This window comes from Microbacterium galbum, from assembly GCF_032464915.1.
In the GTDB taxonomy this organism is placed as follows: domain Bacteria; phylum Actinomycetota; class Actinomycetes; order Actinomycetales; family Microbacteriaceae; genus Microbacterium; species Microbacterium galbum.
This window is the reverse complement of record NZ_JAWDIS010000002.1, coordinates 146,924-160,967: the sequence shown is the minus strand read 5'-3', so window position 1 is coordinate 160,967 and position 14,044 is coordinate 146,924. Positions and strand designations below refer to the sequence as shown.

The 14,044-nt window shown below is 71.5% G+C and carries 13 protein-coding genes; 10 read left to right on the top strand and 3 right to left on the bottom strand.

Features of this window, described 5'->3' with window-relative positions:
• Nucleotides 1-60 precede the first annotated feature (60 nt).
• The 7 genes from paaA to RWH45_RS09875 all read left to right on the top strand — a co-directional run bounded on the left by paaA (nucleotide 61) and on the right by RWH45_RS09875 (nucleotide 5,683).
• Nucleotides 61-1,047 carry a 1,2-phenylacetyl-CoA epoxidase subunit PaaA gene (paaA, locus tag RWH45_RS09905; RefSeq protein WP_315994743.1) on the top strand — a complete coding sequence of 329 codons (987 nt, stop codon included), beginning with the start codon at nucleotides 61-63 and terminating at the stop codon, nucleotides 1,045-1,047.
• Nucleotides 1,047-1,352 carry a 1,2-phenylacetyl-CoA epoxidase subunit PaaB gene (paaB, locus tag RWH45_RS09900; RefSeq protein ID WP_315994742.1) on the top strand — a complete coding sequence of 102 codons (306 nt, stop codon included), beginning with the start codon at nucleotides 1,047-1,049 and terminating at the stop codon, nucleotides 1,350-1,352. The genes paaA and paaB overlap by 1 nt, the downstream gene beginning before the upstream one ends.
• Before the next feature lie 107 nt (nucleotides 1,353-1,459).
• Nucleotides 1,460-2,296: a 1,2-phenylacetyl-CoA epoxidase subunit PaaC gene (gene paaC, locus RWH45_RS09895; RefSeq protein ID WP_315995262.1), complete on the top strand. Its 837-nt coding sequence runs from the start codon at nucleotides 1,460-1,462 to the stop codon at nucleotides 2,294-2,296.
• On the top strand, nucleotides 2,290-2,775 hold the full coding sequence (gene paaD / locus RWH45_RS09890; protein WP_315994741.1) for a 1,2-phenylacetyl-CoA epoxidase subunit PaaD: 486 nt from the start codon (nucleotides 2,290-2,292) through the stop codon (nucleotides 2,773-2,775). The genes paaC and paaD overlap by 7 nt, the downstream gene beginning before the upstream one ends.
• Nucleotides 2,775-3,950 carry a 1,2-phenylacetyl-CoA epoxidase subunit PaaE gene (gene paaE / locus RWH45_RS09885; RefSeq protein WP_315994740.1) on the top strand — a complete coding sequence of 392 codons (1,176 nt, stop codon included), beginning with the start codon at nucleotides 2,775-2,777 and terminating at the stop codon, nucleotides 3,948-3,950. The genes paaD and paaE overlap by 1 nt, the downstream gene beginning before the upstream one ends.
• A 73-nt stretch (nucleotides 3,951-4,023) precedes the next feature.
• Nucleotides 4,024-4,794: an enoyl-CoA hydratase/isomerase family protein gene (locus RWH45_RS09880; protein WP_315994739.1), complete on the top strand. Its 771-nt coding sequence runs from the start codon at nucleotides 4,024-4,026 to the stop codon at nucleotides 4,792-4,794.
• 130 nt (nucleotides 4,795-4,924) lie between these two features.
• Nucleotides 4,925-5,683: a hypothetical protein gene (locus RWH45_RS09875; RefSeq protein ID WP_315994738.1), complete on the top strand. Its 759-nt coding sequence runs from the start codon at nucleotides 4,925-4,927 to the stop codon at nucleotides 5,681-5,683.
• A gap of 125 nt (nucleotides 5,684-5,808) precedes the next feature.
• Here the strand turns inward: RWH45_RS09875 and RWH45_RS09870 are convergent, their stop codons facing one another.
• Nucleotides 5,809-6,096 (bottom strand): Fe-S cluster assembly protein HesB, encoded by a 288-nt coding sequence (locus RWH45_RS09870; RefSeq protein ID WP_315994737.1) that lies wholly within the window; start codon nucleotides 6,094-6,096, stop codon nucleotides 5,809-5,811.
• Between the two features lie 113 nt (nucleotides 6,097-6,209).
• Complete coding sequence (locus RWH45_RS09865; protein WP_315994736.1) at nucleotides 6,210-7,061, bottom strand: helix-turn-helix transcriptional regulator; 852 nt, start codon at nucleotides 7,059-7,061, stop codon at nucleotides 6,210-6,212.
• Nucleotides 7,062-7,201: 140 nt separating this feature from the next.
• Between RWH45_RS09865 and RWH45_RS09860 the strand changes: the two genes are divergently transcribed.
• Both RWH45_RS09860 and RWH45_RS09855 read left to right on the top strand, forming a co-directional pair.
• A complete protein-coding gene (locus RWH45_RS09860) occupies nucleotides 7,202-7,555 on the top strand; it encodes a DUF485 domain-containing protein (RefSeq protein WP_315994735.1) in 354 nt (117 codons plus the stop codon).
• The gene (locus RWH45_RS09855) at nucleotides 7,552-9,168 is read left to right on the top strand and encodes a monocarboxylic acid transporter (RefSeq protein WP_315994734.1); all 1,617 of its coding nucleotides are present in this window, start codon (nucleotides 7,552-7,554) and stop codon (nucleotides 9,166-9,168) included. Before RWH45_RS09860 ends, RWH45_RS09855 begins: the two co-directional genes overlap by 4 nt.
• A 79-nt stretch (nucleotides 9,169-9,247) precedes the next feature.
• On the opposite strand, the gene RWH45_RS09850 is transcribed toward RWH45_RS09855, so the two are convergent.
• A complete protein-coding gene (locus RWH45_RS09850; protein ID WP_315994733.1) occupies nucleotides 9,248-9,781 on the bottom strand; it encodes a methylated-DNA--[protein]-cysteine S-methyltransferase in 534 nt (177 codons plus the stop codon).
• Between the two features lie 226 nt (nucleotides 9,782-10,007).
• Between RWH45_RS09850 and RWH45_RS09845 the strand changes: the two genes are divergently transcribed.
• On the top strand, nucleotides 10,008-13,706 hold the full coding sequence (locus RWH45_RS09845; RefSeq protein ID WP_315994732.1) for an AAA family ATPase: 3,699 nt from the start codon (nucleotides 10,008-10,010) through the stop codon (nucleotides 13,704-13,706).
• Nucleotides 13,707-14,044 lie beyond the last annotated feature (338 nt).

Below are 14,044 nucleotides of genomic sequence, written 5' to 3'. Positions count from 1 at the left end.
GGTCCCGGGCGCCCTCGGCTACAGTTTTACTGAACGATCGGTCTGTAAAAGGAGTCGACGATGACGATGACCGTACCCCCCGCGGACGCCCACGCCCACGCCCTCGATGGCGAGGCGACGTTCGACGCCCTCATCGAGGCCGACGGCCGCATCGAGCCGCGCGATTGGATGCCGGACGCCTACCGCCGCACGCTGATCCGCCAGATCTCGCAGCACGCGCACTCCGAGATCATCGGCATGCAGCCGGAAGGGGCGTGGATCACGCGGGCACCGAGCCTGAAGCGCAAGTCGATCCTGCTCGCGAAGGTGCAAGACGAGGCGGGTCACGGCCTGTACCTCTACTCCGCGGCGCAGACCCTCGGCATCACGCGCGACGAGATGACGCAGCAGCTCGTCGACGGGAAGGCGCGGTACTCGTCGATCTTCAACTACCCGACCCCCACCTGGGCCGACATGGGCGCGATCGGCTGGCTCGTCGACGGCGCCGCGATCTGCAACCAGGTGCCGTTGTGCCGCGCCTCGTACGGGCCCTACGGTCGCGCGATGGTGCGCATCTGCAAAGAGGAGTCGTTCCACCAGCGCCAGGGTTTCGAGATCCTGCTCACCCTCATGCAGGGAACAGAGGAGCAGCGGGAGATGGCTCAGGATGCCGTGAACCGCTGGTACTGGCCGAGCCTGATGATGTTCGGACCCCCCGATGACGACTCGCCCAACTCGGCGCAGTCGATGGCGTGGAACATCAAGCGCTTCAGCAACGACGAGCTGCGTCAGCGCTTCGTGTCCATGCTCGTGCCGCAGGCGGCCGTGCTGGGCGTGACGCTGCCCGACGCCGAGCTGCGGTTCGACGAGGCGACCGGCGAGTACCGCATGGGCGAGATCGATTGGACCGAGTTCCACGAGGTGCTCGCCGGACGCGGTCCGCTCAACACGATGCGCCGCCAGCACCGCCGTGACGCCCACGAGGAAGGCGCCTGGGTGCGCGAGGCCGCCGCGGCCTACGCCGCGAAGAAGAGCGCCGCCCGCGCCGAGACGACGGCGGCCGCCTGATGGCCACGCCCGGCGGGAGCCCCGCGGAGACCTGGCCCCTGTGGGAGGTCTTCGTGCGCGCAGGCCGCGGCCTCAGTCACGTGCACGTCGGCTCGCTCCACGCACCCGACGCCGAACTCGCCGTCCGCAACGCGCGCGACCTGTACACCCGGCGCGGCGAGGGCGTCTCGGTGTGGGTCGTGCCCTCGGATGCCGTGACCACGAGCGACCCGGGGGCCAAGGGCGCGTTCTTCGAGTCCCCGGCGGGCAAGAACTATCGGCACGCCGTGTACTACACCGCCTCCGAGGGGGTGCCGCACCTGTGAGCATCTCGACCGATCAGGGGGACCGGTCCCTTCGACAGGCTCAGGGACCTGGGGTCGCAGCCCCGGTGACCGGAGCCGCAGCGCCGCAGGCCGGGGCCACGGCGCCGGTGGCTGAGCCCGTCGAACCCACCGGCACCCACGGCGACGTCTCGCTCGACGCGCGCGAGCTCGCCGCCGAACTCGCCGGGGGAGAGGACCGGGCGACCGATCCCGACGTCGCCGCGTACGCGATGCACCTGGGCGACGACGCGCTCATCCTCGCGCAGAACCTCTGCGGCTGGGTCGCCCGTGCCCCCGAGCTGGAGGAGGACGTCGCCCTCGGCAACATCGCCCTCGACCTCCTCGGCCACGCCCGCTCGCTGCTGCGCTACGCCGGCAGCCACGACGGGCGCAGCGAAGACGATCTCGCATACTGGCGAGACGAGCGCGATTTCCGCAGCGCGTGGCTCTTCGAGCTTCCGAACGGCGACTTCGCGCACACGATCGCCCGCCAGCTCCTGGCATCCGCGTACCTCCTCGAGCTGTACCGCGACCTGTCGGCATCCACCGATCCCGTGCTGTCCGCCGTCGCCGCCAAGGCCGAGAAGGAGGTCGACTACCACCGCGATCACGCCGTGCAGTGGACGCTCCGTCTCGCCGGCGGTACCGACGAGTCGCGTCGCCGCTTCCTCGTCGCCCTCGATGACACCTGGCCGTACCTCGACGAGGTGTTCCGCGATCTGCCGCTGCACGACCGTCTCGAGGGCATCGCCGTGCGCCCCTCCATCCTGCGCGGCCGCGTCGACGAGGTGCTCGCGGAGGTGCTTGCGGAGGAGGACGTCCCGGTCCCCGCGATCGCCTCGTCCTCCGCGGGGGGACGCCGGGGGCGGCATCACCCCGCCTTCGGGCCGCTACTGGCCGAGCTGCAGGTGCTGGCCCGCCGGCATCCGGGGGCGACATGGTGACCGCGACGCGGGACCGTGCTCGCGAGATCGTCGCGGCCGTCGTCGACCCCGAGGTGCCCGTGCTCACGATCGACGATCTCGGAGTGCTGCGCGACGTCCGCCTGGACGGGGAGACCGTGACCGTCACGATCACCCCGACTTACTCGGGGTGCCCGGCGGTCGATGCGATCCGCGACGACATCGTGCTCGCCCTCACCTCCGCCGGCTTCGACGACGTCGTCGTCTCGACGACGCTGACACCCGCGTGGACCACCGACTGGATGAGCGACGCGGGACGACGCAAGCTCACCGAGTACGGCATCGCCCCGCCGTCCGGCCGGGCTCCCGCGGGCCCCATCCGCGTGAAGCTCAGCGTCGCGTGCCCCCGGTGCGGCTCCCTCGACACCCGCGAGGTCTCGCGCTTCGGGTCGACCTCGTGCAAGTCGCACTGGGAGTGCCGGGCGTGCCTCGAACCCTTCGACCACTTCAAGGCCCTCTGATGACGACGACCGACACGGCTGCGGATGCCGTGACCCCGGCGTTCGCGGGAAGCCCGACCCTCGGTGCCGTGCGCGAGACCGGGGGTCGTGCCCGTGCCCGGTTCCACACCCTGCGGGTCGCGGACGTCCGCCCCCTCACTCCGACCGCGATCGAGGTGACCTTCGCCGTCCCCGACGAGCTCGTCGACGCCTTCGACTACGCCGCGGGCCAGTACGTCGCCCTTCGAGCGCGCGTCGACGGCGAAGACCTGCGGCGGTCGTACTCGCTCTGCCGACCTCCGACGCGCGGGACGATCAGCGTCGGCATCAAGCGCGACCCCGACGGCCGGTTCTCGACCTGGGCGCACGAGGACCTGCGCCCGGGCGACGAGATCGACGTGATGAGCCCGCAGGGCACCTTCGTCTCGCGAGCCTCGACGGCGACCGGACACGTCGTGGCCATCGCCGCCGGCTCCGGGATCACCCCCATCATGGCGCTCGCCGCCGATGTGCTCGAACGCTCGACCGAGAGTCGGATGACGATCGTCTACGCCAACCGGTCCTCGACCGACGTGATGTTCGTCGACGAGCTCGCCGACCTGAAGGACCGGTACCCCGCCCGCGTCACGCTGCATCACGTGCTCTCGCGCGAGCAGCGGGCGGCCCCGGTGTTCTCGGGACGCATCGACGACGAGCGACTGCGCCTCATCCTGTCGCGCCTGATCGATCCGGCATCCGTCGACGAATGGTTCCTGTGCGGGCCGTTCGCCCTCGTCGAGCTGTGCCGCGAGGCGCTCACCGAGGTCGGTGTGCCGCGCGAGCGCGTGCGTTTCGAGCTGTTCACCGCCGGAGACGGCGACGCGCCGGCGCAGACCGGGGGAGCGCGCCCCGTGCGCGTGCGCGCCGACGAGCCGGTACGCCGCATCGACTTCACCCTCGACGGCCAGTCGGCGTCGGTGGAGAGCCCGATCGCCGCGAACGAGACGATCCTGGCCGCGGCCCTGCGCGTGCGGCCCGACGTGCCGTTCGCGTGCGCCGGCGGTGTCTGCGGAACCTGCCGCGCCCGCGTGATCGAGGGGGCGGTGTCGATGACCGAGAACTACGCCCTCGAGCCCGACGAGATCGCCCGCGGCTACGTGCTGACCTGCCAGTCCCACCCGACCTCCGACGCCGTTCGCGTCGACTACGACGGATGACGAAGGATGCCATGACCCCGCACCGCATCTCCATAGGCGATCCGTCACCCGGGCGCGCCCGCGGGGGAGTCGCATGATCGAGTACACCGGCGCCGACGGTGTCGCCGAGATCGTCCTGAACGCCCCCGCACGCCGCAATGCCGTCGGTCTCGACGATCTGCACGCCCTGGCCGCGGCCTACGACCGCGCTGAGGCGGACGGCGCCCGCGCCGTTCTGCTGCGGGGTGAGGGGCCGTCCTTCTGCGCCGGTCGCGACATCTCCGGCGTCGACCCGTCGACCGACGACGTCGGCGGTTACCTGGACGAGACGCTGGCGCCGCTGCTGCGTCGCATGGCGGCCTTCCCCGCACCCACCTTCGCGGTCGCCCACGGCGCGTGCCTGGGCGTCGGCCTCGGCCTGCTCATCGCCACCGACGTCGTCTACGTCGCCGACACCGCCAGGATCGGTTCGCCCTTCGCGGCCCTGGGAGCGACCCTCGACTCCGGCGGCCACGCGCTGTTCGCCGAGCGGCTCGGCATCCACGCGACCCTTGATCTCATCTACACCGGTCGCCTGCTGTCGGGCGAGGAAGCGGTGCGGGCGGGCCTCTTCTCGCGCGTGCTCCCCGCCGCCGAGGTGCAGGATGCCACGAGCCTCGCCGCCGTCCGCGCGGCGGCCGGGCCCACCGCCGCCTTCCGGGCGAGCAAGCGCATCGTCTCGGCGATCCGCGACGAGCGGCTGGGGCTGTGGGACGCCATGGCGCTCGAGAACCGCGCCCAGGCGGCCCTCGCGGCCACCGACGACTATCGCGAGGGGTTCGCGGCGTTCCAGGCCAAGCGCGCACCGTCGTTCACGGGTCACTGACGCCGCGCGAGAACCGCACGTCGGCGCCCCCGCCCGGGCGCCGGACAGCGCGCGCAGTCGGCTCCGCGCCGCGCGCAGGGCGTGCGTCGTCGTCGCGCATCCCTCGTCGTCGCCCTGCTTGAATCAGACCATGCCGCGCATCGACGACGACGACGAACTCGCGACCCTCCGCCGCCGGGCCTACGCGCCCGGCGCCGACATCTCCGCCGACCCTTCGGCGCTGGAGCGCCTGATCGAGCTCGAGCAGCGCGCGGCGGACAGAGACGGCGGCGCGGCGGACGACCGTGCGGCGCCGGACGGCGAACAGACGGAGCCCGAGGCGGCATCCGTCGGTGCGGAGGCGGGGGGAGAAGACGGCGAGTCGGCCCGCCCGGCCCGCCGGCGGATGCCGCGTCTGCGGCGTTCCACGGTGGTGATGCTCGCCGGGGCCGGGCTCGTCGTGGCGACACTGCTGACCGCTCTGGTGCTCGTGCAGCGCGTGCAGACCGATCCCCTCCAGGTGGGTGCCACGCAGGTCGCCCGGCTCACGGAGGACCCTTCGTTCGACATTCCCAGCTCCCTGTACCGCGGGATCACCGGCAACGTGAAGGCCTATACAGCCTTCGAGGGTTTCCGCGTCATCTCCTATCCCTCGTTCCGCGCCGGCGAAGGCGCGGCCCGGTGCATGACGGTGTATCAACCCGACCTGCTCGACACCGGTGACGATGCCTTCTCGTACGACGGGCAGTTCCTCCTGCCCTCCTGTGCGGCGGGCCCGTTCCCGGCGACCTTCACGATCCTGCTCGCCGAGGACACCCCCGAGCGGGAGCCGACGGATCTGCCCGCGGACACGTCCTTGCAGTTCGTCTACGACCAGGGACGAGACGAGATCGTGGTCTTCCGCGGCTGACGGCGAGGCTGCTCGGGGATCGCGGCCGCGCGAGAACCGCGTCGGACGCAAGCCCCCGCCGCACACGACGATGCCCCGGCACACCGGCCGGGGCATCGTCGAAACGCGTCAGCGTGTCACATGCGTCACGCAGCGGTGGTCACGGCGAACTGCACCGATCCCTGCTGCGGGTCGATCTGCGCGTCGAGAACGCGGTCGTCGAGCACCGCGGCGGCGTCGGTGTCGAGGAAGACCCGTGCTCCGGAGTTCTCGACGACGGTGTCGGCGGGCTCGGGCGCGTCGACGACCGAGAGCGCGAACTGCGACTCGGGCGAACCCGCTCCGGCGATGCGCACGCCGCCCTGCGGGGCGTCGGGGAACTGCGCGGTGATGGTCTTGACGGCGGTCGTGGCCTCTTCGGTGAGTGTCAGCATGGGTGACTCTCCTTCTCTGATCGACGACAGGAGTCAGCCACGATGCCGAGAATCGCGGCGGCTCTCAACTCCTCGCCGCCATTTCCAGGGGTTTCCCACCGGTCGTCCAGACGTCAGGGGAGGAGCCCGGCCCGTCGTGCGCGTGTCACTGCCGCGTGTCGGGTGGAGGCGTCGAGCTTCGACATCGCCGAGGCCAGGTACGACTTCACCGTGGTCTCACGCAGACCGAGGGATGCCGCGATCTCCCCGTTCGTCGAGCCCACCGCGGCGCAGGCGAGCACGTCGATCTCGCGTCGCGACAGGTGGACGTCCGTTTCGGCGCCCGTGGCAGGACTGTCGCCGGTGAGCGCGGCGAGTCGCGCCTCGATGTCCTCGAGTCGTCGGCGCACGGCGTCGTCTCCGACGGTCGCGGCCAGGCTCCGCAGCTGCGCGTAGCTCTCCCGGATCTCCTCGCGCGCGCCCGCGCTAAGGCCGCCCTCCGGCGTCGGCGCAGCCGCCATCCGGCGTTCGACCTCGGCCCGCACGCGCAGCTCGGTGCCGAGCTCGCCCGCCACATCGAACGCCGGTCGAGCTTCGACCTCGCCGACCTGGGATTGCGCCCAGGAGCCGCAGTACAGTACGCCGCGGGCCGCACCTCCGACCAGCACGGGCACGGCGAACAGCGTGGCGATGCCCTCCCCGAGGATGGCGCGGTCGTAATCGTGCGTGATCGACCGCGACGTGCGGTAGTCGAGGGTCATGCGGGGGCGCCGCTCGACGAGGGCCCGCCCACCGAGTCCGCGGGTCGCATGGACCACCAGGCCCTCGATGCTCCGCGTGCGGGCGCCGACGATGGTCGACACGTGCACCGCCCCGTCGTGCTCGAGCCCGCCGAAGGCCACGGGGAAATGCGTGCGCCGGGCGAGCTCGCTCACGGCGTGCGAGACCAGTCGCGTGTCGTCTCGAAGTGTGGACGGTGCAGCCACGCACTACCTACTTCCGGGGGTGACGGCTTCGTCGCCGCGTTTCGTAGCGTCGACCCTACCACCGGGGAAGCGCCAGCCGACCCGGACTTTTCCCCCGAACGGCGCAGCGTTGCGCCGTACTCATGAGGCAAGGAGGCCACATGACGGACCGTCGCATCGACGACGCCCACACGGGCGGCGTCGATTACATCGCGGTCGAGGAGTCCGCCCCGTTCCAGGAGTTGAAGAGGCGCCAACGCCGCTTCGTCTTCCCGCTCGCGGTGGTGTTCCTCGTCTGGTATTTCGCCTACGTGCTGCTGTCGTCGTTCGCCCCGGAGTTCATGGCCCAGCCGGTGTCGGGAGCGATCACCGTCGGCCTGCTGCTGGGACTCGGGCAGTTCGTGACCACGTTCGCGATCACCATGGGCTACGTCGCGTACGCCAACCGGCAACTCGACCCCGGAGCCGAACAGCTTCGTCACGAGCTCGAGCAGGCTGAGGGGGGACGCGCTTGAACGACGTGCTCGCCGCCCTCGACGCGGCCGTCCAGACGGTCGAGAACAACCCGGTGCTGAACATCTCGATCTTCGGCGCATTCGTGGCCGTGACGTTGTTCATCGTCATCCGGGCCAGTCGCAACAGCAAGACCGCGGCCGATTACTACGCCGCCGGGCGATCGTTCACCGGACCGCAGAACGGGTTCGCGATCGCCGGCGACTACCTCTCGGCGGCGTCGTTCCTCGGCATCGTCGGCGCCATCGCGATCAACGGCTACGACGGGTTCCTGTACTCGATCGGCTTCCTCGTGGCGTGGCTCGTGGCCCTGCTGCTCGTCGCGGAGCTCATGCGCAACACGGGCAAGTTCACGATGGCCGACGTGCTCTCGTTCCGCCTCAAGGAGCGCCCCGTGCGCATGGCCGCCGCGATCACGACGCTCGCGGTGTGCTTCTTCTACCTCCTCGCGCAGATGGCGGGTGCCGGCGGACTGGTCTCGCTGCTGCTCGGCATCACCGAGCGGGTCGGCCAGTCGATCGTGGTCGCGGTGGTCGGCATCCTGATGATCGTCTACGTGCTGATCGGCGGGATGAAGGGAACGACCTGGGTGCAGATCGTCAAGGCCTTCCTGCTCATCGGCGGTGCCGTCGTGATGACGGTCTGGGTGCTCGCGATCAACGGCTTCAGCCTGAACACCCTTCTCGAGAGCGCGGTGGCGGCCTCGCCCAAGGGCGACGCGGTCCTCGCCCCGGGACTGCAGTACGGCAAGAACCCGTGGGACTTCATCTCGCTCGCCCTCGCACTCGTCCTCGGCACCGCGGGACTCCCGCATGTGCTCATGCGCTTCTACACGGTGCCCACGGCGAAGGAGGCGCGGCGCTCGGTGGTCTGGGCCATCTGGCTGATCGGACTGTTCTACATCCTCACGCTCGTGCTCGGGTACGGTGCCGGAGCCCTCGTCGGGGCGGACACGATCCTCGCGGCCCCCGGCGGGGTCAACGCCGCGGCACCCCTGCTCGCCTTCGCCCTCGGCGGGCCGCTGCTGCTGGGCTTCATCTCGGCGGTGGCGTTCGCGACGATCCTGGCGGTCGTGGCGGGGCTGACGATCACCGCGGCCGCGTCGTTCGCGCACGACATCTACGCCAACGTGGTGAAGAAGGGCGACGTGCCGCCCGACGGCGAGGTCAAGGTCGCTCGGCGGACGGTCATCGTCATCGGCATCCTGGCCATCCTCGGCGGGATCGGCGTGCAGGGCCAGAACGTGGCCTTCCTGGTCGCCCTCGCGTTCGCGGTCGCGGCCTCGGCCAACCTGCCGACGATCCTGTTCTCGCTGTTCTGGCGCAAGTTCACCACCCGCGGCGCGGTGTGGAGCATGTACGGCGGGCTCGGCTCGGCGCTCGTGCTCATCTTCCTCTCGCCGGTCTTCTGGGGAACGCCCACGAGCGTGTTCGTGAACACCGGGGTGGCCATCTGGCCGCTGAACAACCCCGGCATCGTGTCGATCCCGCTCGGCTTCCTGCTGGGATGGCTGGGCTCGATCACCTCGCGCACCGCCGAAGACCGCCGCAAGGCGGCCGAGATGGACGTGCGATCCCTCACCGGGTACGGCGCCGAGAAGGCGTCGAACCACTGATCCGGCCGCGCCCGGTCCCGCTCCGGCGGGGCCGGGCGTCGTCGCGCGCGGCCCCGGCGCCGCACAGAGGCGCGTCCCCCTACCCCGCGGCGCGCAGCCTCTCGCCGAGCACGACCCTGCTCTCGAGGTCGAGCAGCTGTTCCTTGACCTCGGGGTGCCCGCCGTACTCGCCGATCGATCCGTCGGCGCGCACCACCCGATGCACGGGGACGACGATCGAGAACGGGCTCGACGCGCACGCCGTGCCGACCGCCCGCGCGGCGCGCGGAGCGTCGGCCATCAGCGCCACCTCTCCGTACGACGCCACTTCTCCGTAGGGGATGCCGAGCGTCGCCTCGAGCGCCGTCCGCGTGAATCCGCGCACGAGGCGCCAGTCGAGGGCGACCTCGAACGCGCGTCGTTCGCCGGCGAAATACTCGTCGAGCTGCGCGACGAGGCCGTCGCCGACCGACGGGTCGGGCTCCGGCACGACGCCCAGGCGGTGCGAGATCTCGGCGCGGGCGAGGTCGATCCCGTCGTGCGCGACGTCGAGACGCACGAGGGCGTCGTCGATGAACGTCAGCAGGATCGGCCCGAGGGGACCGTCGTATTCGGTGCTGGTGACTGTGCTCATGCCCTCATCCTCTTCACCGTCGGGGAGCCCCGCGGGGCCGCCGCCCGGAAGAGGGGAGGATGCCGCTGATCCGCCGCCTGGGGAGGAAGCGCCGGTGGTGCGGCGTGTCGCCGATTGTCGCGAAACTCGCCGCCGCTACGGGGGTTACCCGATCGACCGGCTTAGTCTGACAGGTGTGTGGCGAGCTGAGGACGGTACCGTGATCGGTGCCGACGGAGACGATTCGATGTCGTCCGTCGATCCGGGCGAGCTGCGATTGTCGGAGCCCGGCATCGTGGTCCGCCACGTCGCCGACCCCGAGCGCGATCGCATCCGCGCCGAGGCGGCAGCCCTGGGCGGCCGGTCGACACTGCTGCGGTTCGACGACGCGCTTGACGCGGGCATCGATATCACCAAGGCGCACCCGGGCTCTCTCCCGCAGTTCATCACGGGGCGCGCGACGATGCTCTCCAACCTCTTCCGCGACGAGGTCGCCCTGCGCACGGCACGCATGGCCGCCGACCGCATCACCTCGAAGAACGTCGAGCTGCGCACCGCCCGCGGTCTCGAGCCCGTGCATCTGGCCGTCGGCCTCTCCGCGTGGAAGATCGGGGGAGTGGAGTGGTCGGCCCCCGTGCTGCTGCGGCCCCTCGCCATCCGCCGGCACCACGGCGACTTCGAGCTCAAGCTGCACGGCGCCTTCGTGATGAACCCCGAGCTCTCGCGCGCGTTCCGCACGCATCTCGGCATCCAGATCGACAGCGCCGCCCTCGCAGGTCTCGCGTACGACCAGGGCGTGTTCAAACCGCAGCCGGTCATCGACCACATCCGCCGCCTGACCTCGCACGTGCCGACCTTCGTCGTGCACCCGCGCCTGGTCATCTCGTCGTTCGCCGACGTGGGCTCGGGCATGGCGCGCGACACGCACGACCTCGACGACCCGCTGCTGAACGCCCTCGCGGGGCATCCCGACGACCGTGCCCGCGTCAGCGTGCGCCGTGCCGACCCCGTGATCGTCGGCCCGGACGAGCGTGCGCCCGCCGCCGACACCCTGCTGCTGGACGCCGACGCCGAGCAGGAGCGGGTGCTCGCCCGGATCGCCGCCGGTCACTCCCTCGCCGTGCACACGCTGCCCGGCACCGGAGGGACGCAGACCGTCATCAACGCGATCGGTCAGCTCGTCCACGACAACAAGCGCGTGCTCGTGGTCAGCGCCCGTCGCTCGACGCTCGACGGCATCCGTCACCGTCTCGCCGGCGTCGGACTGACCGGGCTCGCCGTCTCGCCGCACCACGTGCGCCGCGACCTCATCCGCGCGATCGGCCGAAACGAGAAGGCCGAGCAGCCCAAGGTCGCCGAGATCGACGACGCTCTCGTGCGTCTGCGCACCGTGCTGCGCGACTACCGCTCGGCCGTGACCGAGCCGCACCTGGCACTGGGCGTCTCCGCGCTCGACGTCCTTCGCGCGCTGACGTCTCTGGCATCCACGTCCCCCGCCCCCTCGACCGAGGCGCGGTTCGATCTCGCCACGCTCGAACGCCTCGCCGGTCGCCGCGACGCCGCGGCCCGCGCCCTGGCGATGGCGGCACGCCTGGGCGAGTTCCGCTTCGGCCCAGACGACTCGCCGTGGTACGGCGTCAGCTTCACCCGCACCGAAGACGCGCGCGCCGCGCACGATCTCGCGGGCAAACTGCACGCCCACGAGGTTCCGCGCCTGCTCGAGCGCGGCTACGAGCTCATCGCGCAGACCCGCATGCGGCCGTTCCAGACGGTCTCCGAGCTCGGCGCGTACCTCAAGCTCCTGCAGGGCATCCGCGAGTCGCTCGATCGCTTCAGCCCGAGCGTGTTCGAACGCCCCCTCGGCGAGCTGATCGACGCGCATTCCCCGCGCCGCGACGCCTCGGCGATGAGCGGTCCGAACCGCCGTCGGCTCAAGCGCCTCTCGAAGGAGTACGTGCGCCCGGGCGTGCACGTGCCCGACATGTACGAGGCGCTCGTGCGCATCCAGCAGCAGCGCACCGAGTGGCAGCGCGTCGTCGAGGCCGGCGTCACCCCCGAGGTGCCGCTCGGCCTGGCCGACGTGCACGTCTCGTGGCAGCGCACCGACGCGCTGCTCGGCGAGCTCGACCAGATCCTCGGCCGCCAGGGCTCCGACCGCTTGGCGACCCTTCCCGTGCAGCGTCTCGTCCGCACCCTCGCCGGACTCGCCGCCGAGTCGACGTTCTTCGACAACCTCGTCGAGCGCGCGCAGCTGCGTTCCGAGCTCGCGCGCCTGGGGCTGGAGCAGCTCCTGGTCGAACTGTCGGTGCGGCACGTGCCCGAGGAGCGCGTGGGCGCCGAACTCGAGTTCGCGTGGTGGCAGTCCGCCCTCGAGCACCTGCTGCGCACCGACAAGGCCCTGCTGGGAGCCAACACGAGCGTCGTCGACCGCCTCGAGCGCGACTTCCGGCTCGTCGACGAGGCGCACGCGGCCGCCGCGGGGCCCCTGCTCGCCGCCCAGCTCGCGACGCAGTGGCGTATCGGCATCGTCGACCACGCCGACGAGGCCGCCGCCCTCAAGCGTTCGCTGAAGGACGGCCTGCACACGGCGCAGGAGATCTCGGATGCCGCCCCCACGCTGCTGCGCACGCTCGCGCCGGTGTGGCTGGCGTCGCCCTACGAGGTGCCCGACGTGCCGCACGATCTCGCGTTCGACGTCGTGATCATCGCGGATGCCGCCGCCCTGTGCCTCGCCGAGGCGACCCCGGCGCTGCGCCGCGCGCGTCAGGTCGTGCTGTTCGGCGACCCGGTCGTACAGAAGCCGACGCCCTTCCGCGTGAGTGCGGCGATCGCCGCCGCGCCCGAGTCCGCCGGGGCCGACGCGGACGCCGACGAGGTGCCGTTCGACGAGACCTCGGTCTTCGAACGCATCGCCGAGCTGCTCCCCGTCGAGACGCTCACCCGCAGCTACCGCGCCGGCGGAGAAGATCTCTCGCAGCTGGTCAACGACGCCTTCTACGGCGGAGAGATCGTGTCGCTGCCCTGGGCGGGCTCGTACCTCGGCCGCGGCAGCTTGAGCGTCGACTACGTCGAGGGTGGTGTCGGCGCCCCCGACCCCGTCAGCGGTGCCGTCGAGAGCCCCGACGCCGAGGTCGCCCGCGTCGTCACCCTGGTGGTCGAGCACGCCGTGAATCGCGCTTCGGAATCGCTCATGGTCGTCACCGCGAGCCGCAAGCACGCCGAGCGCGTGCGCGCCTCGGTCGTGGCGGCGCTGGCCGGCCGCTCCGACGTCGCCGAGTTCGTGTCACGGGATGCCGCCGAGCCCTTCGCCGTGCTCACCCTCGAGGAGTCGGTGGCCGAGAGCCGCGACCGCGTGGTGTTCTCGCTCGGCTTCGGTCTCACGCGTCACGGGCGCGTGCTCAGCGACTTCGGCGATCTGTCGACGCCCGACGGGGAGCGCCTGCTCACGGTCGGGATGACCCGCGCCCGCCGCTCGATGGTGATCGTGTCGTCGATCCGCCCCTCGGCGTTCGACGACGGCCGCCTCGAGCACGGAGCCGCAACCCTCATGGGCATCCTCGGCAACGTCGCCGCCCGCGGCCGCGAGAGCCGCCTCGAAGACCTCGCCGATCCGCTCACCCGCGCGCTGGCGCGGGAGCTGCGCCGTCTGGGGGTCGAGGTCGACGTCGACTACCGCGGTCTGCTACCGCTCGTCGCCCGCTACAAGGGCAAGGCGGTCGTCGCCGAGAGCGACCCCGAGACCATCGGGGAGTCCCTGCGCGAGACGCTGCGTCTGCGCCCGCAGATCCTCCGGCGCCTCGGCTGGCACTACGTGCGGGTGCACGCGTTCGACCTGTACAGCGATCCCGCCGGCGTCGCCGTGCGCATCGCGGAGCTGCTCGGCATCGCCCCCGACGACGCCGCCACCCCCGACTCGACGACCGAGCCCCTCGACCTGCCCGGCTGATCCCCTGATGACCGAGAATCCGGATGCCACCGGCTGAGCCTGTCGAACCCTCCGAGTCGGAGTCGGGTGCGGTCCCGTCGACGGGCTCAGGGACCTCTCCGGAGGCCGAGCCCGTCGAAGCCCCGGACGCCGCGTCGGGCCCGGTCGCTTCGACCGGCCCGAGGAGCTCTGCGGACACGCCGGCGGATCGTCAGCCCGTCGTCCGCGTCCGTGGCGCCCGCCGCGCACGGCTGCTCGCTGCGCCGGGGACGACGGCCGAGCCGGCGCCCGCCCACGACCCCGCACGCGGCACGGGCCCCCGACCCACGGCATCCGGGCCCAACGACGAGCGCATGATG

What these genes read in the sequence shown, in the direction of transcription:
- RWH45_RS09880 (WP_315994739.1), top strand. Translation starts at nt 4,024, where the DNA reads ATGATCGAGTACACCGGCGCCGACGGTGTCGCCGAGATCGTCCTGAAC.
- RWH45_RS09850 (WP_315994733.1), bottom strand. Translation starts at nt 9,781, where the DNA reads ATGAGCACAGTCACCAGCACCGAATACGACGGTCCCCTCGGGCCGATC.
- RWH45_RS09860 (WP_315994735.1), top strand. Translation starts at nt 7,202, where the DNA reads ATGACGGACCGTCGCATCGACGACGCCCACACGGGCGGCGTCGATTAC.
- paaD (WP_315994741.1), top strand. Translation starts at nt 2,290, where the DNA reads ATGGTGACCGCGACGCGGGACCGTGCTCGCGAGATCGTCGCGGCCGTC.
- RWH45_RS09875 (WP_315994738.1), top strand. Translation starts at nt 4,925, where the DNA reads ATGCCGCGCATCGACGACGACGACGAACTCGCGACCCTCCGCCGCCGG.
- paaE (WP_315994740.1), top strand. Translation starts at nt 2,775, where the DNA reads ATGACGACGACCGACACGGCTGCGGATGCCGTGACCCCGGCGTTCGCG.
- RWH45_RS09870 (WP_315994737.1), bottom strand. Translation starts at nt 6,096, where the DNA reads ATGCTGACACTCACCGAAGAGGCCACGACCGCCGTCAAGACCATCACC.
- paaA (WP_315994743.1), top strand. Translation starts at nt 61, where the DNA reads ATGACGATGACCGTACCCCCCGCGGACGCCCACGCCCACGCCCTCGAT.
- RWH45_RS09845 (WP_315994732.1), top strand. Translation starts at nt 10,008, where the DNA reads ATGTCGTCCGTCGATCCGGGCGAGCTGCGATTGTCGGAGCCCGGCATC.
- paaB (WP_315994742.1), top strand. Translation starts at nt 1,047, where the DNA reads ATGGCCACGCCCGGCGGGAGCCCCGCGGAGACCTGGCCCCTGTGGGAG.